Source organism: Streptomyces sp. NPDC007157 (assembly GCF_040634235.1).
Taxonomy (GTDB): domain Bacteria; phylum Actinomycetota; class Actinomycetes; order Streptomycetales; family Streptomycetaceae; genus Streptomyces.
Map to the genome: position 1 here is coordinate 20,854 of NZ_JBEYFE010000038.1, position 25,142 is coordinate 45,995.

Genomic DNA, 25,142 nt, shown 5'->3' on the forward strand with positions numbered 1-25,142 from the left:
GGGGCTGGGTTGAGGTGATGGTGCCGCCGGAGGCGTCAACGAGGTGGCGGACGATGGGCAGGCCGAGACCGGTTCCGTCGTGGGAGGAGCCGGAGGCACCTGAGCTCTTCGGGCGGGTGTACGCCGGGTATGCGTCCGCGCGCCCCACCCCGCGCGCTACGGCGCCGGCTGGGTAGGGCAGCATCTGGGCAGCCGTCGCCAGACCATGAGGGGCTGTCATGTCATTCACCCGCCGCGCCACGATGACCGTGGTGCTGTCCTGCCTGCTGCTCGCGGGCTGCAAGTCCGCCTCGCTGGGCGGCTCGTCGCCGTCCGGGACCACGAGCGCGCCTGGGGCGGCCTCGGGGGCGGCGTCGGGGGCGAAGGGAGCGGGCCGGGCGATCGCGGTGGGGGCCGGTCCGCAGAAGAAGTACGAGGTCCAGCAGCAGCCGACAGCGGGGTCGTGCCACTACCGGTACGAGAAGGGCGAACCTCTGGAGGACCCGGCGTGCACCCCGGGCGCGATCTCCCCGGCCGTCACCCAGGCGAACCTGGCGTCGACGATCTGCCGCAAGGGCGGCTACACCTCCGGGGTGCGCCCTTCTACCTACGTGACGGGCAAGGAGAAGAAGCTGAACGCGGCCTCCTACGGGTTCACAGGGAGCATGCGGGATGCCGAGTACGACCACTTGATCAGCCTTCAGCTCGGCGGCGACCCCAATGACTACCGCAATCTGTGGGTGGAGCCGACCGACCCCGGCCACAAGAAGGGCTCCGGGGTGAACAACCTCAAGGACCCGGTGGAGACGAAGCTGCACACCGCGGTCTGCTCCGGCAAGGTCACCCTCGCCGCCGCGCAGCAGGCCATCGTCACCGACTGGACGACCGCGCTCAGCCGCCTCGGCCTCAGCTGACCGGGCGGCCAGTGGGCCGCCTGCGGCCGCCGGGCCGCGGGACGCGAAGGCCGTGCACCGGCGGCGCTGGTGTGAGAGCGTGGCAGAAGTCCGGGCCCGCCGCTTTCCCCCGTAGTGGCGGGCCCGGACGTGTGTCTAGTGGGCGAGGGTGACGGTGATGGGCTGGTCGGGGCAGGCGGCGAGGCGTGCGGTGAGCGCGGTCTGCTCGGCGGGGTCGATGGTCAGCTGGTAGCGGGTTTTGTCGGCGACCCAGTCGGTGACGTAGGTGCACCAGTAGCCGGCGTACGGCGGGAGCCACTCGGTGGGGTCCCTGTCGGCTTTCGACCGGTTGGAGGCCGCGGAGACCGCGATGAGTGCGCGGGGGTCGTCGAGGTCGTTGGCGTAGGCCTCGCGTTGTTTGGCGGTCCAGGCGGAGGCTCCGGAGTCCCAGGCCTCGGCGAGCGGGACCAGGTGGTCGACGTCCAGTTTGCTGGCGCTGTCGAGGTAGCGGTCGTCATAGGGCGAATACCAACTGCCCCCGGTCAGCGCGCATTTCGCGCCGACCTCGGGGGCGGTGACGGCTTCCTCGAGGAGGACCTCGGCGCGGGTGTTGCAGCCGTTCTTGTCGGCGTCGGTCCAGTGGCGGAACTTGTCCCGGGAGTAGCCGGCGCGGCTTTCGTCGGCGACGGGCAGCGCGGCCAGCGCGTCGCGGACCGGCAGGGTGATCGTCTCGCCCGGCGCGTGGCGTACGGGCAGATGCCCAGCGGCCGTAGTGGTGGCGTGGGCGGTGGTGGGGGTGAGCAGGGCGAGCGGGGCGAACAGCGCGGCGATCAGGGTGCGTCGGGTACGGGCAAGGCGCACGGACGGGTCTCCGTTCCGAAGATCACGAACAGGGCTGTGATCTTCGTAGCGGCCCCGACGGGTCAGTGTCGGCTGGTCGGATGTGGGTTCACCCGCACGGCGAACTAGTCACATCATCAGGAGAGACGGTCCTCGACTCCCCGGTCCGCGCGGGCCCGTGCCGCAAAGAGACCGCCACCCGCTGAACCACGCAGGCCCCAGGCGCTACGCCGTCGCGCCGTACGACGAGCTTCCTGCTGTGGCAGGGTTAGCTGTACTGGCCCGTCGCTTTCCCCCGTAGCGGCGGGCCAGCGTGGTCGTCGATGTCGTGGTCGCCGACGCTGCGACCGCGCTCGCTCTCCAGGATGCTCTCGCCGCGCGGTGGGCGACGGCGACCGCAGGTTGTGTCACGCGGGATCCCGGTCAACCGGGTGTAGGGCTGCGCTGTTACCTGGACCTGCGCCAGTCGCCTAGCTCGCAGACATTCAGTCATGAACCGTGGTGGTTCATGAGAGCCCGTTTCTGGGACGGGCTGCGCTGTACCGGCGTGAGGTGTCTGGCGCGCCTCGGGAGCGTCCTGCCCAGCCCCGCCAGCAGGCTACCCGGAGGCCTCTCGGGACTTCAGGGCGGACACTTCCCCTGAGTAGCAAGCCCCACCTGCGGCTACACGTAGCTGACGCCTCATCAGGTCAAAGAGTCTGGGCGATGTTCTCTACCGCCATGATGAAAGAAGATCAACGTGATGGATGACACCGTTGACCATCGCTCAAGATCCACACATGATCCTCACAGCTCTTGGTAAGAAAAAATTAAGGACGGGGTGGGGTCGTGTTCACGCGACAACGGCGGCATGGCTGGCGCCAGGTGATGCGAAGCGGGGCGGTAATTGTCGCGCTCCTGGGGGGTATGGTCCCAGCGGCCGGGGTCGCGGGCGCGACGCAGGCGCTCGCCGATGACGGGGCGACTGTGGCAGCCGCCGACCCTACTCCGGAGTCGAAGGCGAGCGCTCTCGCGGCGAAGACCGGCGAGCGCGTGGCCGTTGACGCGGCGACCACCGAGTCGTCCCAGGTGTTCGCCAATCCCGACGGCACTTTCACTCAGGAGATGAACGCCGCTCCGGTCCGTGCCCGCGAGGATGACGGCGCCTGGGCCCCCATCGACACCACCCTCACCCGCGACGCCGACGGCTCGGTGCGGGCGAAGAACACGACCACCGACCTCATCTTCTCGGGCGGCGGCAGCAGCGACAAGCTGATCACGCTGAAGGACGACGGGCACGAGCTGAAGCTCGGCTGGCCCACCGCGCTCCCCGAGCCCCGACTCGACGGCGCCACCGCCACCTACCCCGGAGTGCTGCCCGACGTCGATCTGCAGCTGACCGCGCTGAGCACCGGCTACACCTCGGTACTCGTGGTCAAGACCGCGGAGGCGGCCAAGAACCCGGCACTGGCGACGATCAGGATGACGGTCTCCGGTGACGGACTGGACATCGCACCCACCGCCGACGGCGGCTTCGTCGCCCATGATGCCGAGGGCACACCGGTCTTTGAGAGCCCGGCGGGGCGGATGTGGGACTCAGCGGGAGACACCCCGGCCGACCCGTCCGGTGTCGGCACCCAGCTGATGCGGACCGCTTCCGAGACCTCCGGGGCCGAGGACACGGGCCCGCTGGCCGCCGCCAAGGGTGAGCCCGCCCCCACCGAAGGACCCGGCAGCGGCGACGCGTCGAGTGAACTCCCCCTCAAACTGGCCGGCTCCACTCTGGAGATCACGCCCGACCCGGCCCTGCTCCACGGCGCGGACACGGTCTTCCCGCTCTACATCGACCCGCCGACCAAGGGCGTCGTCCTGGGGGACTGGACGGCGCTGGCCTCCAACGGCACCAAGTACTGGAAGTTCGACGGGGACAAGGGCGTGGGGCGCTGCTCCAACTACGCCGGTTACCTCTGCTCGAACACCCCGTACACCCAGCGCATGTACTTCGAGTACCCGCTGTCCTCGATTTACGGCAAGAAGATCCTGGACGCGACGCTGGAGGTGTACCAGGCCTGGACGTTCACCTGTGATCCGCACTGGTACGACCTGAGCCATGTCACCAAGACCATCTCCTCCAGCACCACCTGGTCCAGCCGTCCCACCGCGGACGACCTGATGGGCGACCGGAACGTGGCCTACGGGCGGGGCTCCCTGTGCAGCCCGTCGCAGCCGGCGAACTGGGTGCGCTTCAGCGACAACGTGGGCGAGGAGACCAACGAGAACCTGACCCCCACCCTCGCCTCGGCCGCCGCGAACAAGGATCCGCAGATCACGTTCTCGCTGACCGCGCACGACGAGTCCGACGCGGCCTCCTGGGCGCGGTTCCGCAATGACGCGAAGCTGTCGGTGACGTACGTGTCCTACCCGGACAAGCCGACCTCGTACGGCGTGCAGCAGGGCAACGCGGGGCGGGTCTGCAACGCCTCCGCCTCTTCCTTCGTCACCGGCACCACCAAGCCGAAGATGCTGGCCACGGTGCAGTCCGCCGACGGCTCCGGCGCTCAGTTGCGTGCCCTGTTCGAGGTGTGGAAGGCCGACGGCTCCTCCCGTACCTGGTACGCGGCCTCCCCGGACACTGCGTGGGTGGCTGACAACGCGGCGCGCGACGCGACCACCAGTGCGCTGACGCCGCAGGCGGACTACCGGATGCGGGCCAAGACGCAGGCGTACTACAAGACGGACCGGGGTGACACGGGCGTCCTGGACTCGTCCTGGTCTTCCTGGTGCTACTTCCGGGTCGACACCGATTCACCGCCGCCGCCGGTGGTCACGAGCGCCGACTACAAGCCGGCCGAGACCGACCCCGCCGCAGGCGGCGTGGGCACACCCGGCTCGTTCACCTTCAGCCCCGGGGACAGCGACCCGGTCGCGGCCGGGGTCCAGTCGGACGTTGTCAGCTACCAGTGGAAGCTGAACAGCGGCAAACTCTCCGATCCGATTCCCGTCGCCAAGGGCGGATCCACCACCCAGTCGATCCCGCCGAACCAGGCCGGTGAGAACACCCTCCAGGTCTTCGCCTACGACGCGGCGAAGCACAGCTCCCAGACCGGCTACTACAGCTTCCTGGTGAAGGGGGCCGAAAAGCCCGCCGGAATCTGGCACTTGGACAACGCCCTCACCGACACCACGGAAGCCACTCAGCACCCGCTGACCAGTTCGGGCGGCACGTGGGACACCCTGGCGCGCAGCGGTACCGGAGCGGCGAAGTTCAACGGCACGAGCGCCTACCTGGCCACCTCCGGCGCGGTGCTGGACACCACCAAGTCCTTCACCGTTTCGGCCTGGGCACGGCTGACGAAGAAGGACGTCAACTACACCGTCCTGTCCCAGGCCGGCACGAACGCCTCCGGGTTCCAGCTGTACTACTCGACCGCCTACAACGCCTGGATCTTCAACCGGCACCAGACGGACGTCACCGATCCGGCGATCACCCGCTCGGTGGGCACCAAGCCGCCGGTCCTCAACGCCTGGACGCACCTGACGGGTGTCTTCGACGCGGCGGCGAACACCATCCAGCTCTACGTCAACGGCGTCCCGCAGACCACGCCGGTGCCGTTCCCGGTCACTCCTTGGAAGGCGTCCGGCGCCCTCCAGGTCGGGCGGCTGTGGCACGCCGCCACCGGCAAGGAGTACTTCTCCGGGACCATTGACGAGGTGAAGGTCTGGTCCCGCGCGCTCGCGGACACCGAGGTCGCCCACGAGGCCTGGCTGGAGGACGAGGACATCAGCGACGGCACCGCCGGCGACCCGGTTCCCGCGCTCGTTGCCAAGTGGGACGCCTCGGACATGGCGAACGCGACAGGCACCACGGTCAAGGACACCAGTGGCTTCGGCCGTAACCTCACCCTCAACGGGGCCGCGCTCACCCAGATCACCACGGGCGACCCGGACATCGGCGAAGAGGTGACCACCACGCAGACGATGATCCTGAACGGCACCAGCGCCTACGCCACTGCGACCGGTCCGGTCGTCGACGACTCCGGTTCGTTCACCGCGACCGCCTGGGTCACGCTGGACCCCGCGAAGCTCGCCGACACCAGCAAGTCGTACGCGGTGCAGGTGTTCGGTCAGTCGGGTACCAGCCAGTCGTCCTGGGGTGTCTGGTACGAGCAGCCGGCCGGCAGCGCCCAGGGCCGGTGGACGTTCGGCCGTCCCGACAAGGACGGCACCGGTGCGGCCTGGACGAAGAGCGAGTCCACCGCGTTCAACACTGCCGCGTTGGGCGTCCCCGTCATGCTGACGGTCGTCTTCGACGCCCAGGCGGCGGCCGACCCCGACGACACCTCCAAGCTCGGCGGCCTCAAGCTCTACGTCGACAGCGCGCTGATGGGTGACGAGGACGGCATCCCGTTCTCGGCCCCGTGGCAAGGCTCCGGGGCGTTCGAGATCGGACGGGCGAAGATCAACGGCGCCGCCGCGCGCTACTTCCCCGGATCGATCGACAGTGTCCGCGTCTGGGCCGGCGCCACCTCCACCGACACGATCGCCAACCGGCGCAACACCGAACAGCGGTAACAACCGGGGGCAAGGGCGGGCCTTTGCGGCCGTCCTTGCCCCACCATGCGCTGTTCCGCTCACACCACTGCGCACGTTCACCGACGCGCTGTCGCTACCCGGCGTCCTCGGGGGACCAGCCGTCCCCCGAACGACTCTGCCTCTATCCAGGAAACAGGGAAATCATTGTCCTCATCACCCTTGCGTCCACTCTTGCCAGGAGCTGTCGTACGCCGCTGGCTCGGCCGTGGCGCGCTGGTACTTTCCCTCGCTGTCCTGCCACAGGTCGCCGTCCCCTCGGGCTACGACTTCGCTGCACAGGCCCAGCCTTCGACGGCCCGCAAGCCGCTGGAGGCCCAGCCCGACGCGAAGACCGACAAGGTGGGCGTGCTCAGACCCGGCATATCCAAGGCACCGAAGGACAAGGCCGCCCCAGCTGCCCGCAAGACGCGTGAACGGCTGAAGAAGGCCGCGTGGCCGAAAGCCGGAAGAGCCACCGCCGACGTCCCGGCGACGGGCAGGACCTCGGTCGCCGTCGGTGGACTCGACGTAAAGCTGGCCCAGACGCCCGCCGCTAGGGCCAGGGCGAAGGCCAGATCCGGCGGGAAGGCCACCGGCCCCGCTGAGAAGGTGGCGCTCCGCGTCCACCCCCAGTCAGCGGCGAAGAAGGCCGGCGTCAACGGTGTCCTGCTCACCGTCGACCCGGCGGGCGCCGCAGCCAAAAAACAGTCCCGTGACACCGACAACCTCCGTGTCTTCCTGGACTACTCCTCCTTCTCCGACGTCTACGGCGGCAACTTCGGCCCCCGGCTGCACCTGGTGACACTGCCAGCGTGTGCGCTGACCACCCCAGAGAAGAAGTCCTGCCGTACCCAGAAGCCGATATCCGGCGCGGACAACGACGCGCAGGCACAGACCCTGACGGGCACCGTCTCCGCCAGCACCCTGAAGGCCGGCACCCCGATGCTGCTCGCGGCAGCGGCCGACAGCTCGGGCGGAGGCGGCGACTACGGCGCCACCTCCCTGTCCCCGACCGCGACCTGGGAGGCCGGCGGCAGCACGGGTGACTTCACCTGGAACTACCCGCTGCGGGTCCCCCCGGCCACGGCCGGCCCGGCCCCGAACCTGTCCATCTCCTACAACTCGGGCTCCGTGGACGGCCGTACGGCCGGTGAGAACAGCCAGACCTCGGTCATCGGCGAAGGATTCTCCCTCACCGAGTCCTACATCGAGCGCAAGTACGCCTCCTGCAAGGACGACGGCCAGACCGGCAAGGGCGACCTGTGCTGGAAGTACGCCAACGCCACGCTCGTCCTCAACGGCAAGGCCGTCGAACTGGTCAACACCTGTGCCGACAAGGCGGCCTGTGACACTGCTGCCATCTCCCAGGCGTCCGGTGGCAGTTGGAAGACGAAGAACGAGGACGGCACCCTCGTCGAGCACCTGACCGGGGCCACCGGCAACGGCGACGACAACACCGAGTACTGGAAGGTCACGGACGCCTCCGGCATCCAGTACTTCTTCGGCAAGCAGCGGCTGCCCGGCTGGAGCGACAAGGGCACCACCGACACAGCCGACGACGACCCGGTCACCAACTCCGTATGGACCGTCCCGGTCTTCGGCAACAACCCGGGCGAGCCCTGCTACAAGTCCACCGGCTTCGCCGACTCCTCCTGCAACCAGGCCTGGCGCTGGAACCTGGACTACGTCGTCGACCCCCACGACAACGTGTCCTCGTACTGGTACACGAAAGAGACGAACTACTACTCCAAGAACGCCGACACCACGGTCAACGGCACCGCCTACACCCGCGGCGGCTACCTCAACCGCATCGACTACGGCCAGCGCAATGACCTGATCTACAGCAAGCCCGCAGCCCAGCAGGTCCGCTTCACCTATGCCGAGCGCTGCCTGACCTCGTGCACCAGCCTGACCAAGGACACCAAAGCCAACTGGCCCGACGTGCCCTACGACATGATCTGCGCGGCCAGCACGAAGTGCACCACCCAGATCGGCCCGGCCTTCTTCACCCGCAAGCGCCTCACCGACATCACCACCTCGGTGTGGACCGGCACCGGCACCACCCAGCGGGACGTGGACACCTGGCACCTGGACCAGGACTTCCCCGACACCGGTGACGCCTCCTCGCCGAGCCTGTGGCTGAAGTCCATCCAGAACACCGGCAAGGCCAACTCCACCACGGCCGCCATGCCACCGGTCGTCTTCGGCGGCATCCAAATGTCCAACCACGTCGAGGGCAGCGGCCCCGACACCCTGCGCTACATCAAGTGGCGGGTACGCACGATCAAGTCCGAGACCGGATCGACCCTCACCGTCAACTACTCCGACCCGGACTGCATCTGGGGCACCAGCATGCCCGCGGACATAGACAAGAACACCCGCCGCTGCTACCCGGTCAAATGGTCCCAGTCCGGAGCAACCCCGGTCACCGACTGGTTCCACAAGTACGTCGTCACATCCGTCTTCCAGGACGACCCCTACGGCCACGGCGACACCGGCGAGAAGTACTACGACTACCAGGGCGGCGCCGGCTGGGGCTACGCCGACGACGAGGGCCTGACCAAAGCCTCCAACCGCACCTGGTCACAGTGGCGCGGCTACGGCAAGGTCGTCGAAACCTCCGGCGACTCCGAAGGCCCGCGTTCGAAGAAGTCCACCCTCTACATGCGCGGACTGAACGGAGAAAAGGAACTCGACGGCACCGCCCGGGTCGAGAAGGTCACCGACTCCACCGACACCGCGATCGACGACGCCCGCCAGTACGCCGGCTTCGTCCGCGAGACCATCATCTACAACGGCACCGACGAACTCAGCGGCACCATCAACACCCCCTGGTCCCACAAGACCGGCAGTCACACCTACACCTGGGGCACCACCGACTCCTGGATCGTCCAGGCCGGCGAGACCGTAACCCGCACCAAAACCTCCACCGGCACCCGCACGACCACCCAGAAGACCACGTACGACCCCACGTACGGCATGCCGATGACCGTGGAGGACAGCGGCGACGCCGGCAAGAGCGGCGACGAGACGTGCGTGAAGACCAGCTACGCCCGCAACACCACGGCCTGGCTGGTGAACACGGTCTCGCGTACCGAGACCTACTCGGTTCCCTGCGCGACCACGCCGACCGTCCCCGACGACGTCATCTCTGACACCACCACGGCCTACGACAGCCAGGCCGTCGGGGCGGCGCCGACCAAGGGCGAGATCACCGCCTCCTACCGGGTCGCCAGCTACGGCAGCGTCGACAAGAAGCCCGTCTACCAGCAGGTCTCCGCCTCCACATACGACAAGCTGGGCCGACCGGTCACCGCGACCAACGCCGTCAACCAGACGGTCAGGACCACCTACGCCCCCGACGACACCGGCTACGGCCCGCTGACGTCCAAGACCACAACGGACCCCAAGCTCTTTGCCTCCACCAGCGTGGTGGACCCGGCCTGGGGCACCGCCACCAAGACCACCGACCCCAACGGCAACGTCACCGAATGGGCCTTCGACGCGCTCGGCCGTCTCAAGTCGGTCTGGAAGCCGGACCGTTCGCGCGCGCTGGGTGACGCAGAGAGCATCGCCTACGCGTACAGCATCAACAACGACAAGGAGACCTGGGTCCGCACCGACGCCCTCAAGGCCGACGGCAAGACCTACAACAGCTCCTACGAGATCTTCGACGGCCTGCTGCGGTCCCGCCAGAAGCAGGCTCCCGCGCCGGACGGCGGCCGGGTGATCTCCGAGACCCTCTACGACGACCGCGGCCTGGCCTACATGTCCAACGCCCAGGTCCACGACAACAACGCACCGTCAGGCACCCTGGCCAACACCTTCCCCGGCTCCGTCCCCGCCTCCACCGAGACGGTCTACGACGCCGCCGGACGCGCCACCGAATCAATCTTCCGGGTCTACGACCAGGAGAAGTGGCGCACCAAGACCGACGACCAAGGCGACCGCACCGCCGTCACCGCCGCCGCAGGCGGCACCGGCACCCTGACAATCACCGACGCCCGCGGACGGGTCACCGAGCGCCGCGAGTACGGCGGCCCCGCCCCCACAGGCAGCGACTACACGCGCACCCTGTACGAGTACACCGCCGGCGGCCAGCTCAAGAAGCTGACAGGCCCAGACGGAGCCGTGTGGACGTACGGCTACGACTTGCGCGGCCGCAAGACCACTTCCACCGACCCGGACAAGGGCCAGTTCGACACCGTCTACAACGACGCCGACCAGCCACTTACGGTCACCTCCACCTTCAAGGGCGTCTCCCGGACCCTGATCACCGACTACGACGAACTCGGACGCAAGACCGGCACCTGGGACGGGACCAAGGACACCACGCACCAGCTGACGAAGTTCACCTACGACACGCTCGCCAAGGGACAGCCGACCGCCGCGATCCGCTACGTCGGCGGCACCACCGGCAAGATCTACTCCCAGGTCGTCACCGGTTACGACGCACTCGGCCGCCCCAAGGGCACCAAGACCGTCATCGCCGCCAGCGACCCCCTGGCCACCGCCCTCACCGCCGCCGGCGCGTCGCCGACCTTCACCACCTCCACCACCTACAACGTTGACGGCACGGTCCAGTCCACCTCGATGCCCGCAGTGGCAGGCCTGCCCGCCGAGACCGTCACCAACAGCTACAACGGCCTCGGCATGCTCACCGGCACCGACGGCATGACCGACTACGTCCAGAACATCGGCTACTCGCCGTACGGCGAGATCCAGGAGACCCGTCTGGGCACCTCCACCGGAGCGAAGCAGCTCCAGATCCTCAACCAGTACGAGGACGGCACCCGCCGCCTGTCCAACACCCACACCGTCGACCAGACCAACACCGGGTACACCAGCGACGTCGACTACGCCTACGACGCCACCGGCAACGTCAAGTCGGTCACCGACCAGGCGAACGGCAAGGACACCCAGTGCTTCGCCTACGACGGCTACCGCCGCCTCACCGAAGCATGGACCCCGTCGTCCAACGACTGCGCCACCGCCCGCTCGGCATCCGCGCTCGGCGGCCCGGCCCCGTACTGGACCAGCTGGACCTACAAGCCCGGCGGCCTGCGCGACACGCAGATCGAGCACAAGACCGCCGGTAACACCACCACGGCCTACGGCTACCCCATCGTCAATGCCTCCGGCGCCGGCCAGCCTCACACGATGACCTCGGTCACTGTCGGCACCGCCGCGGCCAAGTCGTACGAGTACGACGAGCAGGGCAACACCACCAAGAGGTACGACCCGACAGGCACAGCGCAGATCCTGGACTGGGACATCGAAGGAGAGCTGACCCAGCTCACCGAAGGCACCAAGACCACCGACTACCTGTACGACGCAAACGGGGACCTGCTGATCCGCCGCGGCCCGGCGGAGACAGTCCTCTACCTGGCCGGTCAAGAAATCCACTACGACACAACTGCTAAGAAGTTCACCGCCCAGCGCTACTACCAGGCGGGCGACGCCACCGCGGTCCGTACGGAGGCCGGCCTGTCGTGGATGGTTGACGATCACCACGGCACCGCGTCGATGACAGTGGACGCGGTCACCCAGAAGGTGACCCGTCGCTACACCAAGCCGTTCGGCGAGGCCCGCGGCACAGCACCATTGGCCTGGCCAGACGACAAGGGCTTCCTCGGCAAGTCCGCCGACGTCGAGACGGGCCTGACCCACGTCGGCGCCCGCGAGTACGACCCGACCACCGGCCGCTTCCTGTCGACCGACCCGGTCCTGGCCCCGGACGACCACGAGTCCCTGAACGGCTACGCCTACGCCAACAACACCCCCGTCACCAAGTCCGACCCCACCGGCCTGCGACCGGTCACGGCCTGCGAGTACGGATGCAGTAACGGTAAGGGCGGAACCGATTACGACCACCTGGAGGCGAACGGCAAGGGCGGATGGACATACGTCTCCACCCAGGTCTATAGCCAGTCGTTCCAGTATCAGAAGGTAGGTGGCGGAACCGGTAGCGGCACCATGACCGTCACCGTCCACACGGTCGGGGGCGTCAAGTCGGCGACAGTGGTCTTCAAGAAGGGCCCAGACCCGAAGCCTAAGAAGGACGACGGCTACTGCAACGCCTGCTGGATGATGGGTACAAACCCGCACTACGATCCGAACGCCAACGACATTCCGGACGCGGGGAAGCTCGCCACCTGGCAGAAGGTCGTCCTGGGGGTCGTTTCGGTCGTAGCGGTGGCCGTGGTTGCCGCACCGGTTGCCATTGCTGTCGGCGAGGGATGCCTGGCGACAGCACCAGTTTGTGCAGCCGAGATCGCGGAGATGGCGACCGGTGGAGCCTCCGGCGGCAGTCTCACCGTCGGTGCCGGTGCCGGAGCCTCGTTCACCTGGGCTGGCAGCAAGGTCCGGTACAGCGAGACCGCGACGGCCATTGGGGACGACGCCAACACGATTCAGAACTTTATGCGGTCGACCGGAGCCAACGGTCACGACGTGATTGTGCACGGTGACGAAGCGGGCAATTTCCGCGTCGACGGCCTCATTACCCACCCCGAACAGATAGCCCAACTCGTCCGGGAGAATCCCGCTTACAAGGGAGGTCCCATTCAGATCGTCTCCTGCCACGCCGCCTGCGGCTCGGCCGAAGAACTTGCGGAAGCCATGGGCGTGAAAGTCACCGGCGCCAGCAAGTACCAGGTGGACGTCGATCCCACCACGGGCACTGTGCGCGAGTGGCCTGACGGCCCCCTGGGCACACCGAGACCGGTGGGTTCGCGGTGACAGATAGGATGCGGACGGAAGGGAAAACTCTATGACGAACATCGCCCCCTTGGGGATATTCGGCAGGATTGCAAGTCAGTCCGCCTTCGCGGAAGGCGCCGAGGAACTCCGGCGACGGACAGATATGATTCCTGTTGGGGAGCGGGCGTACATTGCCGAGTATCTTCGCTCCGGCACTCCCATCATCGCCCTGATGGGATTCTCGGAGGATGTCCTGGGTAACAAATTCTCCCGCTCCGGTGGCACCGCCATCATGAGCGACGGACGGTTCTTCTGGAGGCTCGACGCAGCCGACTACGTCGAGCACTACGGGATTGGACTGCCGGAGGAGTTCCTCTCCCATGGCGCGGCTCGGCAATGGGTCCCGCCGGTCCTCACCCGTGAGGAGGTAGCCGCCGCCGACCGCCAGCTGGTGGAACTCAGGCGGAACAACCAGGTCTGAAACACCCCACGGGCACACCCAGGGCCGGAGCCCCACCGCAGCGGGCTCCGGCCGTGGTGTCCTGCCCGTGCCAGGGCAAAGGGCGAGGCCAGTGAGGACCCACGCCTCGTCACCTTCTCCAGCCGGACGGGTCTGCTGCAGGGGTGAGGCTGCCTACTTGTCATCCCGCCAACCTCACTCAAGATGAGTTGGGTCGGGGGAGCTTTCGGCCGGTGTACAGCGCTCGTTGCCTCGCGAACAGGCAAGAGCCGAGGCTCCTGCAGTACGCCGGAGCAGTGGTCAGCCGCCGTCCCGCACCGGAGGGGTGAGCGGGATGGCGTCGGCCGGGCGGACGAGGACCACAGTGCGGCGGGCCCGGGTGATTGCGACCCGCAGCAGCCGTCGCGCTTCGTCCGCGCGCTTGTCGTCCCAGGCCGAGTCGAGGAGCCTGGAACTGTAGGTGCCTTCGACGATGACGACACCGTCGAATTCCTTGCCTTTGGAGCGGTGGATACTCATCAGACTGACGTCTGCGCGCTCCCGCTGGGATCCGGTGAGGTACTCCTGGCCCAGAGCCCGCCTGATCGCGGCGGCCGCGTTGGCGTAGGAAGCGGCGTCCCAGGCTTCGGCCAGTGTCCAGGCGAGCAGGTCGGTCGCTTTGAGCAGGCGCAGCATCCGGGCCTGCTTGGACAGCTCGCCCAGTTCTGTGGACCCTGTCAGCAGGGCGCGGGCCTTTTGCCAGTCGGACACGGGCTGCCCGCTGAGCTGGATGCCGGCGTCGTAGGCGCCGGCGAGTACCTTCGCGGTTTTCGCCTTGGCGGTCTTGTCGGCGCGGACGGCGGTGATGGCGTTGTCGAGGGTCCGCATGGTGTCCCGGGCGCCGAGGGTGCCGTTGCTGTACTTGATGCGGTAGTAGTCGCCGACGGCCTGCAGCGTGCGGGTGAGGGCTTCTGCCCGGGGCAGGCCCGGCCATTCGAGGATGGACGCGACGACGTAGCCGGCCGCGGCGGAGAGTTCGGCGTCGAACACGAGGTCGTGCTCCACGGCAGGCAACGCGTGCTCCCCGAGCCGGCCGTCGGCAGCGATCTTCTCCGAGATCCGGCCCAGGAAGGCGTTCTCCCTGGCGAGCACCGCGATCGTGGGCTGCCGGCCCAGCTCCCCGGCGAGAAAGCGGCGCAGTGCCGTGACCGCGTAGTGGGCGTACGCCTCGACAGGCGGGCTGGCGTACGTGGTCCGATAGCGGATGACCTTGACAGCGTCCGGCTGCGGGTGGGGGGTGTAGCGCAGGACGGCGTTGGCGTAGTCGAGCAGACCGTTCGAGGGGCTGCGGTGATTGTCACCCGACAGATCGAACCGCCGAGGCCTGAGATGCTCCACCGCGTAGTGGATGCGCCGGGCATCGACGCCAGGAACATAGTCGTAGATCCGCTGGTCCGGATCGGCCAGGCAGATCACCCGCGAGCGGGCGCTGAACATCTTCAGCGCCCGCCACTGGTCGGTGTTCGTGTCCTGGAACTCGTCAACGATGACGGTCGGATACATGTCCGCGTAAAGCTCCCGGACGGCCCTGCTCTCTTCCAGCAGGGTCGAGGCCGCGGGGGCGAGCTCGTCGAACACATACCGGCCCTGGCCGGCCAGCCGGCGGCGCTCCTCGAGCCAGTCGCCGTCGAAGTCGGCACGCAGCCGCTTCTCCCGGTCGGGAGGGATGAACGACGCCGGCACCCCCGTCAGCAAGCGTCCGTGGCTGCGCACCAGATCCATGAAGAAGGCATGGAAGGTCCGGACTTCCAGCAGCTCCTGAGCACGCTGAGGCAGAACACCGTTCATGCGGTCGCTGATCTGAAGCACCGCGGCCCGCGAGAAACTCAGGAAGAGCACCCGCTGGCCCGGCTCGAGATCATCGAGGTACTCCCGCGTCGCCAGCAGCGCAATGGTGGTCTTGCCGCTGCCTGGACCGCCCTCGATGAGGAGATGCCCTGGTGTGCGGAGGATCTCCAGCCTCTTACCGTCAAGCCGCATCTGTCTCACGGCCACCTCCCTCCTGGCCCGGCACCTCGACCTCGGCCACGTCGGCGGACGAGGAAGCACGCAGGTCGCGATCGATGTCGAAGAGGAAGTCCGCAAGGCTCGCCGGCAGGTCGGCCCGGCTTCGGCACAGGCCGACCAGCAAAGCCGCGTAGTCACCCTTGCGTTTGATCAGCACCGCGCGGGTCAGTTTCCGGACCATCTCGTCGGTGTCCTCGGCGCCGAGTACGCCGACCTCCCTGGGGTAGTCCGGCCGCACGGCCGCCTCCCCGAGAAACCGGCGCTGGACTGGCACCGCAACCTCCGCCGCCAGCAGCGCCTCCACCCCGCTGTAGGCGATGGGCCGGTACAGGGTGAAGTCGGCCGTCTTCGCGGCGAGTTCTTCATCGAACGGCTTGGTGGGAGTGTCGTGGATGCCGTAGACGCGCTTGCCCATCGCCTTGAACAGCGGAGCGAACACCGGCACGGACACGTCGTTGCCGGCGTCGAAGACACTGACACCGGAGAGGTCGATGTGCAGGTAGTCCGCCAGCGACGCGTCCTCGGCGCGGTCCATGACGTCAGAGATCACGGGCATCAGCGCCGCCTCCGTGGCACCCTCCACGACCAGGACCGCCCGGGCCAGGACCGCCTCGGCGAACTGCCGCCGGTTCTGCGTGTACTTCTTGGGCTTGAACCCGTCGGGGAGCGTGATGCCTGCGCTGGTCATCGCACCGTCCGCAGTGCGGTCCAGGACGACGATCCGGTCCGGGGAGAACCGCTCGATCACATACGGTGAGTGGGACGTCACGATCACCTGCCCCATGTTGCGGACGACGTGATCGACCAGGCGGCGCTGCGCATGCGGAGGCAGCGCGATCTCCGGCTCCTCCATCGCGAAGATCACGGACTTCTCGCCCTTCAGCTCCGCGATGTAGGTGAGCAGGGCAAAGACCAGCAGGTTCAACGATCCCGTGCTCAGCCGGTTGAACGGAACACCATGAGCTCCCGGCTGTGTGGCGATGAACAGACGCAGCACCTCCCGCAGGTGCTCACGCGTCAGCTCCGAGACACGGGTGTCCACCGGGTCGCCGCCTGGGGCCAGCGCGAGGAACTTCGCCACACGGTCCCGCACCTCACTTTGGATCTTGACGAAGCCCGAGCCGCCTGCAGCCACGGCCACCGACGCCACATCGGTCAGAGCCTTCTCCCACAACGGACCCTGAGCGGTCTCCGCCTCCAGCCGCACGATCGTGTCCAGCAACGATCCCCGCTGGAACGTCAGCGCCCGGTTTCCGGTGCGATTGGGCCGCAGATACAGAAAGCCGCACAGCCGCTTGTCGTCCCGCTTGAAGGGGGCCAGACCGGCTCCCAGCTCGGCCGCGGCCGGCTCACCGAAAAGATCATCGGTTTCACGCTGGGGATGGGCAAAGAACGTGCCCCCAACGAAATCATCCTCCTCAGGGTCGAACCGGCCCAGGAACACCACCGGCAGAGCCCACTCGCCTGCATCGGCGTCCGCCACTGCCGCGGGAACGGTGTCCATGAAGCCCTGCACACGGTCGTCCCACCGCCGCAGATGAGGACCGAACCGGCGCTGCGCCTCAGCGGAGAGATCGGTCAGCACCGCCTCGATGCGGACCTCTGGGAGTTCTCCCTGAGCCTCCTGGTAGCGCGCCGCGTAGAAGTCGAACTCGTCGATGACGGGCCGCCGCAGCATGCGCTCGGGGCCCAGGACGAGATCGAGGGCCTCACACACCGTGGACTTGCCGACGCTGTTGGCGCCCACCAGCAAGGACTGGTCGTCCAGCAGCACCGTGCCGCTGCTGACCCCCCGGAAATTGCGCAGCGTGAGCCGCCGTACCTTCATGTGCCACTTCTCCTCACGGCCCCGAAGAGGAAGGCTCCACCGCAGCGTCGAGCTGCGGACTGCGGACCCCCTCCGCTCTGCTGCCGGCCTTCTCCAACCCTGCCCCGCACGGCCGGCGCAGACGTGATTCTAACGACCGACACCCCACGGCCCTCGCTGAATATCGACGAGCTGACACCGGGCGAACGCAGGCACGCAGGTCGGACCGCCGAGCTGGTACGGGCGGCCCCGGGGACCCAGCAAGGCGTTATTGCACCCGCCCTGCGGCCGGGCGGGCCGATCCATACCCTGCCGGGCATCTCCGGGTCTACACCAGCCGTATCGCAGAGAGGCTCTACCTGGTGGAGGACGCCACCTCCACACAGGTGCCGGTGGTGAAGAGCCCTCGAGACGTCCTCGCGGCGACCGCCGCGATCCTGCAGGCCGCGTAGGCCCACCACGCACCCTGCGGGAGGCGTCGCCGGACGGCGGAGAACCGCTTTCCGGCCTACGCGAGCGGCCCGGGCGCCATGTCTGCCCTGCACGCGGTGCAGGCCACGGTGCCGACCGCGAGCCCGCTGCGCACCTTCTACGACGTGCTGGCCAACCGGGTGGCCCGCGGTGCCGGCCGAGCAGATGCCCAGCCCCGGCCCGGGCACGCGGCTGGACACGGTCCGGATGGGCGGGGAGAGGATGCGGACCTGGCGCGGGGACCACACCCGCTCCTGCTGCTGGCCGCCTGCCAGCCCACCACGGACGACCTGGAGGTGGCCGGCGAGGCCGCCGGCGTCCTGGAGGCCTGCCACCCGCGCCCCCGGCCGGGAGGTACTCGCCGCGCACGTCGACGCCCAACGCGCGGCGCACGGCCCGACGTCCGGGCCGCACCCGAGCGCGGCTGCGCAAGATGTGACGGGCAGGGAGGGCTGCATTGTTCCGGGCGCTGTCGATCAAGAGCGTGGCGCCGTCGGGGCGCGGCCAGTGGGTGTATCCCGAGAACGATCGCGCCGGAAGGTTCCTTTGACGTGCTGGGGTGCACCGGTGCGTCACTGACGGGGTTTGCGCCGTTCGCTCCGCGTGGTTTTGCGGGGCTGGTTGCGGGCCGTGGCTGACGGCCGGGGCGGCGTGGCAGGTGCTGGCGGGAGACGGACGGATACGGATGCTGCGGCGAGGAGTCCGTTGTCGCTGGCGCCGGTGATACGGCGGCTGAGTTCGGCGGGGAAGGCCATGAGCCTGCGGTGTGCGGTGATGTCGTGGATGTCGAAGCCGTAGCCGTAGAAGACCAGTGCGCTGCGGCGGGAGCGGGCGGCGCGTTGCCATGGGCCGGGAGCTTGGACGAAGGAGCGGGCGATCACGGTGCCGTCGTCGTGCTCGAGGGTCAGCTCCTGGCCGATCAGAACGAGGGTGAGGTGCTCGGAAGAGGGGATGACAGGGTGCGGCCCGGCGAGGCGGCGCAGGCCCTTGTCGCAGGCTCGGTGGATCTGAAGCTCGATGGACTTGCCGGTGTCGGGTGACGTGGCGCCGAGCATCTTGTGCGGCTGGAGGATGACCAGCGGCCTGGGGCCGGGCAGAAACTTCCGGGCTTCCGGCAGCAGAAGGTCGACGGTGGAGTTCACCGCGATGCTGCTGTAGACCCGGTCGGTGGACAGTGCCAGCACCGTGTGGCAGCGGGCCGTCTCGTAGGCTTCCTTGAGCATCGCATCCTGTTCGAGCAGCGTGACACCGATCGACAGGATGGCGTCGCCCTCTGCCTGATAGCTACGGTGCAGGTTCTCGTCCACCACGGCCGACAGCCGAGGCGCCAGCCCGGCATAGATCCGCTCCCACACGTTGTCCGGGTCATGCGGATCAGTGAACGTCTTGTCGGTGAGCCGGCGCGTCAACTCCAGGAACCCTGCGCCCTGTCCGCTTCCGTTCATGGCCCGCCAGCTGTCGTGCACCACCTGGAGCAGAATGAACCGGGCCTCATCGGTGGAGGTCTCATACGCCGGGTTCTCGGCGATGCCGGTGTCCTCGAGCAGGCGGCCCAGCAGCTCCACCGCCCGCTGCTCGCCCCGGACCACCCACTTCCACGCGCATACGCATCCGACGTTGTGCACCAGGTGGTGCACGGCGAACCCGTACAGCGTGTGGGGTCCGGAATACGGCAGGAAGTCACTGAGCGCGGCGTCGGCCTGCTCCCATTTGTCCTGCTTGACCAGCGCTTCGACGAGGAGACGCTTGAGGTCGGCCATGGCGGGGGACCACGGATCGGTGCTGCGGGACAAAGCCAGCACAGCGGCCTGTTCGGCGCTCTCGGCGGCTCCCTCTTCCAGCAGGTCCTGGATGGCCAGGAGATCCTTGGCCGCTTGGGTGGTCTTGGTGGGTTCTTGTGCATCGGCCAGCGTGCGAAAGTCCCGCAGCAACTGCGCCAGCTCGTCGTCTGGGGCATCCCGCAGACGGGTCCGCAGGATCACCGATGCCTCGATGGCGAGATTGGCGACCGCCTCGGGCGGCGGCCCGTCGAGCTGGCGCAGATAGGAGAGCACGGGACGCAGATGGGCCGCGATCGGCTTGCTGGCATCGGCCTGCTTGCGCAGTTGGATGATGTGAGCGAGCAGGGTGTGCGCCTGGGCGGTCAGGCCCTCGTCGGGGTCACCAGCACGCTGTAGCCATTCCAGTTCCAGTTCCAGCAGGCTGTGCGCGGCGTCGTACTGGCCGTGGGCATGGTGGAATGCTGCGAGATTGCCCATCAGCAGCGCCGTGTTCTCGTCGGTTGTCTGCGTTGCGCGGATATGCCCGACCAGGGCGGTGGCGTGCTGGGCCAGTTCCCAGGAGCGCTCTGCCTGCCCGGTGAGCAGGGCCCCGCGCAACCAGCGGTCGGTGTGACAGGCCACATGCGCGAGGCCTTCGACCATGCTCGCCCGCGTCAACCGAAGTTGGCGGATCAGGATGCCCTGCAGCACCGCGTTCATCGACACGGTGTCCTCACTGCCGGGGAAGACCTCCCCCCGGGCCGGCAGCGGCTCGTCGTATCGCACGAGGGAGACATCAAGGAGCTCGCGGATGACCTCGCGCACCGGGACCTGCGCCTCGTCGAACACCACCCATCCTGGAGCCGGAGGAAGGTCTTGCGGGCCGACGAACGCGCTCGCCAGTGCCAGATGCACCGGCGCCCGGCGCGGGCCCAGCCAGCACAGCGCCGCCACCGTGGCCAGCGTCGTCTGCAGCAGGCCTCGTGCGCGGGCGCTGCCGATCAGACGCTCCATGCTCAGCGCGACGGCTGCCGCCAGTGTCCTGGGATAGCCATCAGGTACGGACCGCTCGTCGTCCGCGGCTCGGGCGATCAGCGTGTCCGTGTAGGAGGAAAGCCGCTCGACACCGATGCGGCAGGTGACCAGATAACCACAGGCCACCTCGATCGCCAGCGGCCAGTACTCCAGCGTCCGCACCAGGTCCGACAGCGACGACGCATGCTGGTCTGCCTCGCTCCCACTCAAGCCCAGCCGCAGCCGCAGCAAGCGAAGGGCTTCCTCACTGCTCATCGGGGCCAGCTCGATGCGCCCCTGCGCACCGCGCCAGTGCCCGCCCAGCGCCGTGACGATGACCCGCCCCTGCCCGCGTCGCGGTATCCAGGCATCGGCCACGGACACGCTCGCGTCGTCGAACACCATCAGCCACGGTCCTGGCAGAGACTGCAGTTCCGCGTGCACACGCTCGCGCAGCAGCCGCGGATCTCTCACCTCGGCCGGCTCCCCGGCACCGGTCAGATGCGCCAGCACGCGAGTGAACGACGCGACCAGAGCTTCCTCGCTCTCGGCGTCCACCCAGAACACGGCGTCGTAGCGGTAGGCGTGGCCAGCGATGTACGCCGCAGCCAGGCTTGATTTCCCCAGCCCCGACAGACCCGTGATGACGCATGCCCTCACATCTCCGGGACCGCCCTCGCCGCCCGAAAGGAACTCTCCGATTTGGTCGACGAGGTCCGCGCGCTCGATCTCGGGCACGGGCGGCATCTGCCCGTACACGATTCCGAAATCCTGCCGGCCGACGGCCGAGATCAGCTCGGCATCGCCGACCAGCACCGACCGACGGAAGTCCGTCACGTCCCAGTGCGCCAGGTCGGGATCAGCCGCCCGGCGCATGACCTCGGCCACCAGGTAGCCCAGAACCAACCCGCCGGAACGGCGCGACAGCCCCTGTCGATCATGCTCCCGTTCCTGGCGCAGCGCCTTGTTGAGGTCCTCCCTCAGCTGGCTGTCACTGCGGCCGTCGAACTCGATCCCGGCACGCCCCAGGCGCTCCCAGTGCTGCTCGGGCAGGGCCTGGCAGATGTCCCACACCTTGGGCGCGCGCGCCAGAAGGTCCTTCAACTCCGCTTTGAGTAGCGGAAGATCATCACCGTGCCGGCGCAGCAGTTCGGCCAGCCGCACACACCTTTCGTCAGGTGCCGCCGACGTGATCAACCGGTACCGCCGGGCTTCGAACCCGGTGACCAGATGCACCAGTACCGACACGGCCTCGCGTGCCCTCACTGTCCTGCCCGCCGCGGCGCTTTTGACCTGTACAGCCATCAGGGAGCAGCCAGCGGCATCGGTCAGGTCGAAATCGACCGAATCCGCACGCTGTACAGACACCGTGCTCCCGGGCCCTTCGATACGGCACGCTGCCACATCTGCGTCGCCTGCAGCGGCCAACAGGGCTTCTACCGTGCGCAGATACTGGTACTGAAACCCGCGTGCAGCAATCCGCCCACCGTCGGTCGTCACGCAAACCCCCTGCGCCTAAGCTGAGTTGTGGCTGTAAGGCTAGACAGGGGCTCTGACAATGAGGCCTCCTCCCCCCAGCGTCACCAACAACTTTCAGCCGCGAACGGGCAGCCACCCCTCCGCGAACCTGCGCCCGACGACCCGAACGCGGGCGAGCTCGGCGTTCGGCTGCGCTGCTACCTGGACCTGCGTCAGCTCCATATCCTCGACCTCCTCGGCTGGAACCGACGCATCCCGCTGGCCAGAGACCTGAACGAGCTACCCGTGGCGCGCCATGGGCCCCTCCTGCGAGCGTTGACGGCATAGAACACAACCAGGGGCGCGCCGCCCGTGCAGGTGCGCGTCCTTCCCTCAGCGTTGGTGGGCGTACGGAGGATGACGAAGTGGCCGCCGGAGGCACGCGACCTGTGGCAGGCTCATCTCCCCGGGGGAGAGGAACGACTGATGACCCGTTACCAATGCGGATCGTGCTCGTATCAGAGCGACCATCTCGGCGAGGCTCAACAGCACTCGCACCAGACGGGCCACGTTTGCATTGGCAAGGACGGTACAGGGTCAACTGGAGGTAAGTTCGGCAAAGCCAGGGTCGCAGTTAAGATCGGCGTCAGCGTTCTGGCCGCCACCACCATCGGGGTCCTCACCTGGAAGTACAAGGGGCTTCAGGAAGAGCACGAGGAGCTCCAGACGAAGCACGAGGGGCTCCTGTCCATGGCTGCCGGACTGGTCGTGCAGTTGGCAGAGTCGACGGCGGAGAATGAGAGCCTGAAGTCGGAGAACGACTACCTGAAGTCGGCCACCGGTGCCTCGAAGACGCTCAAGAGCTACGACTGCTGAGTGAGGGCGTACTACGGGTAGGGCCACTGGCGGACGGGTGCCCCGCTGGTGGCTGTCCCACGGTGGAGCGGGCAGACACCGACCGTGGTGCCTGGCCACCTGTCCAGCGATGCCTGCGCGAGCCAGCTTCCACCAGCGTCACGAACATGCGCGACAAGTACTGTTCGGGCTCACCTTCCCCTCCGTGAGCCGAAGCACGGACCGAGCCGAGTGCGCTCCTGCGCTCCCGGGCACGCGCCTCTGGGGCTACATTCCCCATACGAACGGAGGCGGGGACCCACGTTCAGGGGCGAATCGGCACGCGAAGCCGCAGGAGGCGGCTGCGTAACCGTAGGGCGAAAGTCGTCTGAGTCCGACAGCTAACCCTCTAGGCACCGCGATCATCCAGAGCCGAGTCCGTCAGCACCGTGTCGCCACGCGTGTGGATGCGATTTGGAGATGTGCATGTTCGCGCCGAGCGGGCTCATGTTCCGAGCTTTTACCTGCTGACGGCGATCCTCTGCGCCGTCGGCCTCATATGCGTGATCATCCTTAAGGGTCCGACTTGGTTGTTGTGGCCACTGTTATCGAGGGAACAGCGGTCCGATCTCTAACGACTTGTAGCCGCGTGGACGAAGTGGGTGGGCACCTTGATCACGGCACGCTCGGCATCCGACTAACCCTCAAGTTGATGTGTCTTTGGCAAAGCGTGGTGGGAGAGCTTCAGCCCGTCCAGATCCAGCGGGATGTGGTACGACACCTTCTTCAAGGACGGCCAGAACATCCGCGTCGAGTCACTCTTCGCCTGCGCCCAGGTCTCACTGCTCCAAGCAGTCAGACGGCCGCGCGCGATGAATGCGGAGGTCGAAGTCGTCGCTATCCACCGCTGAACCGGGGGCAGCCTTGCTGGTATGAATTCCCGCACCCCGGTCAACTGGTGTGCACCGGGGCGTGGTCGAAGCACGTACTGGTGTGATTCGGGTCAAGGGTTGGTGGTGGGGTGTGTCGCTGAATCCGGTGTATGCGGCTGGGGCGTCGAGGATTGCTGTGGCCATGGTGCCGTAGGTGGTGATGGCCGCCTCGCGGCCTGCGATGTGTGCGCAGGCGAGGATCAGCGCCGGGTCTGTGCGTGCTGCCTCGCGTAGGTGGGCCAACTCCCAAGGGGTGAGCGCGGCTTCGTCGTTTGCTCCGGAGCGGGCGGCGTAACCGGGGGGTTCTGCCCCGGCGCCGAGCGGCGTGCGCAGGATGGCGGTGGCCTGTTGGAAGGCGGTGTTCGGGCCTGTGTGGGGCAGGTGTTCCTCGTGTTCGAGGTCGGCTGGGACGGCCGTGAGCGCGTCCTCCTGAGCCTTGCGGTGTAGGGCGGCGGCGATCACCCGGTGTGGGCCTCGTGGTCGCCAGCGGGGTATGCCGAGTTCCGTTCCGAGGTGGTGGAGCCAGCGCAGGATGCGTGGTTCGTTCCAGTCGCGGGCGACGAGGTTGTTGTCTCGCACCGAAACGTCAAAGATCTCTCTCATCTGGATGTCGCTCGGAAAGCTCTGTTGAGCTGGCTTGTTGGTTCCGCCGTGCGACATTTAGCGAAAGGTGATCGTGGCAAGTCATGCAAAAGCGCAGGACATTCTGGCGCGAATCGCATAGGAGATTCGATCTTGGTTCGTGGGGCTGGGGTGCCCGGTGTGGTCTGTGAAATCGAAGCGCGTTACAACGACATTTCTCCACGTGTGCGGAGCGGGTCCGTCCCCGAGCTTCGCGTACGGCATCCCGCTTGATACATCTCCGCGCGTGCGGAGCGGGCGTTCGACAACGGACCAAATCGTCAAGCTGTGCGGTACATCCCTGTGCGTGCGGTGCGGGCCTCGGAGCTGAAGGTCATCGCGGTCTGCTCGCCGGTGCATCTCCGCGTGTGCGGAGGGGCCATCGTGTAGCCGGTCACGGTCAGCCGGCGTCTCGGTGCATCTCTGCCTGTGCAGAGTGGGCAGTTGGGCGCGTCCCGCCTGGGGCCGTATTCGGCCGGTGCATCTTCGCGTGTGCGGCCTGGACGATGTGTCGCCGGGCATGTGGGTGCCGCTGACCGGTACATCTCCGTTCGTGCGGAGTGGACAGGACGGCCAGCAGGGCGCCTGGGGCGGTCATCGGTGCATCTCTGCGCCTGCGGAGTCGCCTCGGCGGCGTACTCGTAGCCTTCGCTCTCGATCGGTGCATCTCTGCGTGTGCGGAGTGAACACTGCGGCCACGGCGCGAAGCCGGTTCGTCCACGGTGCATCTCCGCCTGTGCGGAGCGGACCCGGGAGGCGTAGTGGAGGTGGGGG

At 67.7% G+C, this 25,142-nt stretch carries 11 protein-coding genes; 6 read left to right on the forward strand and 5 right to left on the reverse strand.

Annotated elements, in window-relative coordinates; genetic code table 11:
* Positions 1-218: 218 nt before the first annotated feature.
* Positions 219-893 (forward strand): hypothetical protein, encoded by a 675-nt coding sequence (locus tag ABZ642_RS42005; protein WP_360495528.1) that lies wholly within the window; start codon positions 219-221, stop codon positions 891-893.
* A gap of 135 nt (positions 894-1,028) precedes the next feature.
* Here the strand turns inward: ABZ642_RS42005 and ABZ642_RS42010 are convergent, their stop codons facing one another.
* Complete coding sequence (locus ABZ642_RS42010) at positions 1,029-1,733, reverse strand: HNH endonuclease family protein (RefSeq protein ID WP_360495531.1); 705 nt, start codon at positions 1,731-1,733, stop codon at positions 1,029-1,031.
* Between the two features lie 307 nt (positions 1,734-2,040).
* Between ABZ642_RS42010 and ABZ642_RS42015 the strand changes: the two genes are divergently transcribed.
* The 4 genes from ABZ642_RS42015 (at position 2,041) to ABZ642_RS42030 (ending at position 13,446) form a co-directional block, all read left to right on the forward strand.
* Entirely contained in the window at positions 2,041-2,355 is a 315-nt protein-coding gene (locus ABZ642_RS42015; RefSeq protein WP_360495636.1) for a DUF6207 family protein, read from the forward strand.
* Positions 2,356-2,579: 224 nt separating this feature from the next.
* Positions 2,580-6,263, forward strand: a complete 3,684-nt coding sequence (locus ABZ642_RS42020) for a LamG domain-containing protein (protein WP_360495639.1) — start codon at positions 2,580-2,582, stop codon at positions 6,261-6,263.
* A gap of 1,104 nt (positions 6,264-7,367) precedes the next feature.
* Positions 7,368-13,004: an RHS repeat-associated core domain-containing protein gene (locus tag ABZ642_RS42025; protein WP_360495642.1), complete on the forward strand. Its 5,637-nt coding sequence runs from the start codon at positions 7,368-7,370 to the stop codon at positions 13,002-13,004.
* A 31-nt stretch (positions 13,005-13,035) separates the two neighbouring features.
* Complete coding sequence (locus ABZ642_RS42030) at positions 13,036-13,446, forward strand: hypothetical protein (RefSeq protein WP_360495534.1); 411 nt, start codon at positions 13,036-13,038, stop codon at positions 13,444-13,446.
* 279 nt (positions 13,447-13,725) lie between these two features.
* Here the strand turns inward: ABZ642_RS42030 and ABZ642_RS42035 are convergent, their stop codons facing one another.
* The 3 genes from ABZ642_RS42035 to ABZ642_RS42045 form a co-directional block, all read right to left on the reverse strand.
* Positions 13,726-15,444: an ATP-dependent helicase gene (locus tag ABZ642_RS42035; RefSeq protein WP_360495645.1), complete on the reverse strand. Its 1,719-nt coding sequence runs from the start codon at positions 15,442-15,444 to the stop codon at positions 13,726-13,728.
* Entirely contained in the window at positions 15,434-17,299 is a 1,866-nt protein-coding gene (locus ABZ642_RS42040; protein WP_360495537.1) for an AAA family ATPase, read from the reverse strand. The genes ABZ642_RS42035 and ABZ642_RS42040 overlap by 11 nt, the downstream gene beginning before the upstream one ends.
* Positions 17,300-18,321: 1,022 nt before the next feature.
* Entirely contained in the window at positions 18,322-22,023 is a 3,702-nt protein-coding gene (locus ABZ642_RS42045) for a hypothetical protein (protein ID WP_360495540.1), read from the reverse strand.
* A 444-nt stretch (positions 22,024-22,467) separates the two neighbouring features.
* On the opposite strand from ABZ642_RS42045, the gene ABZ642_RS42050 reads away from it, so the two are divergent.
* Positions 22,468-22,857: a hypothetical protein gene (locus ABZ642_RS42050; protein WP_360495543.1), complete on the forward strand. Its 390-nt coding sequence runs from the start codon at positions 22,468-22,470 to the stop codon at positions 22,855-22,857.
* Positions 22,858-23,654: 797 nt separating this feature from the next.
* Here ABZ642_RS42050 and ABZ642_RS42055 read toward each other — a convergent pair.
* Positions 23,655-24,407, reverse strand: coding sequence for a hypothetical protein (locus ABZ642_RS42055; RefSeq protein ID WP_360495546.1), 753 nt, complete (start codon positions 24,405-24,407; stop codon positions 23,655-23,657).
* Positions 24,408-25,142 lie beyond the last annotated feature (735 nt).

Excerpts from the sequence above, each read along its gene's own strand:
- ABZ642_RS42005 (WP_360495528.1), top strand. The coding sequence starts at position 219 with ATGTCATTCACCCGCCGCGCCACGATGACCGTGGTGCTGTCCTGCCTG.
- ABZ642_RS42020 (WP_360495639.1), top strand. The coding sequence starts at position 2,580 with ATGCGAAGCGGGGCGGTAATTGTCGCGCTCCTGGGGGGTATGGTCCCA.
- ABZ642_RS42030 (WP_360495534.1), top strand. The coding sequence starts at position 13,036 with ATGACGAACATCGCCCCCTTGGGGATATTCGGCAGGATTGCAAGTCAG.
- ABZ642_RS42035 (WP_360495645.1), bottom strand. The coding sequence starts at position 15,444 with ATGCGGCTTGACGGTAAGAGGCTGGAGATCCTCCGCACACCAGGGCAT.
- ABZ642_RS42040 (WP_360495537.1), bottom strand. The coding sequence starts at position 17,299 with ATGAAGGTACGGCGGCTCACGCTGCGCAATTTCCGGGGGGTCAGCAGC.
- ABZ642_RS42050 (WP_360495543.1), top strand. The coding sequence starts at position 22,468 with ATGACCCGTTACCAATGCGGATCGTGCTCGTATCAGAGCGACCATCTC.
- ABZ642_RS42055 (WP_360495546.1), bottom strand. The coding sequence starts at position 24,407 with ATGTCGCACGGCGGAACCAACAAGCCAGCTCAACAGAGCTTTCCGAGC.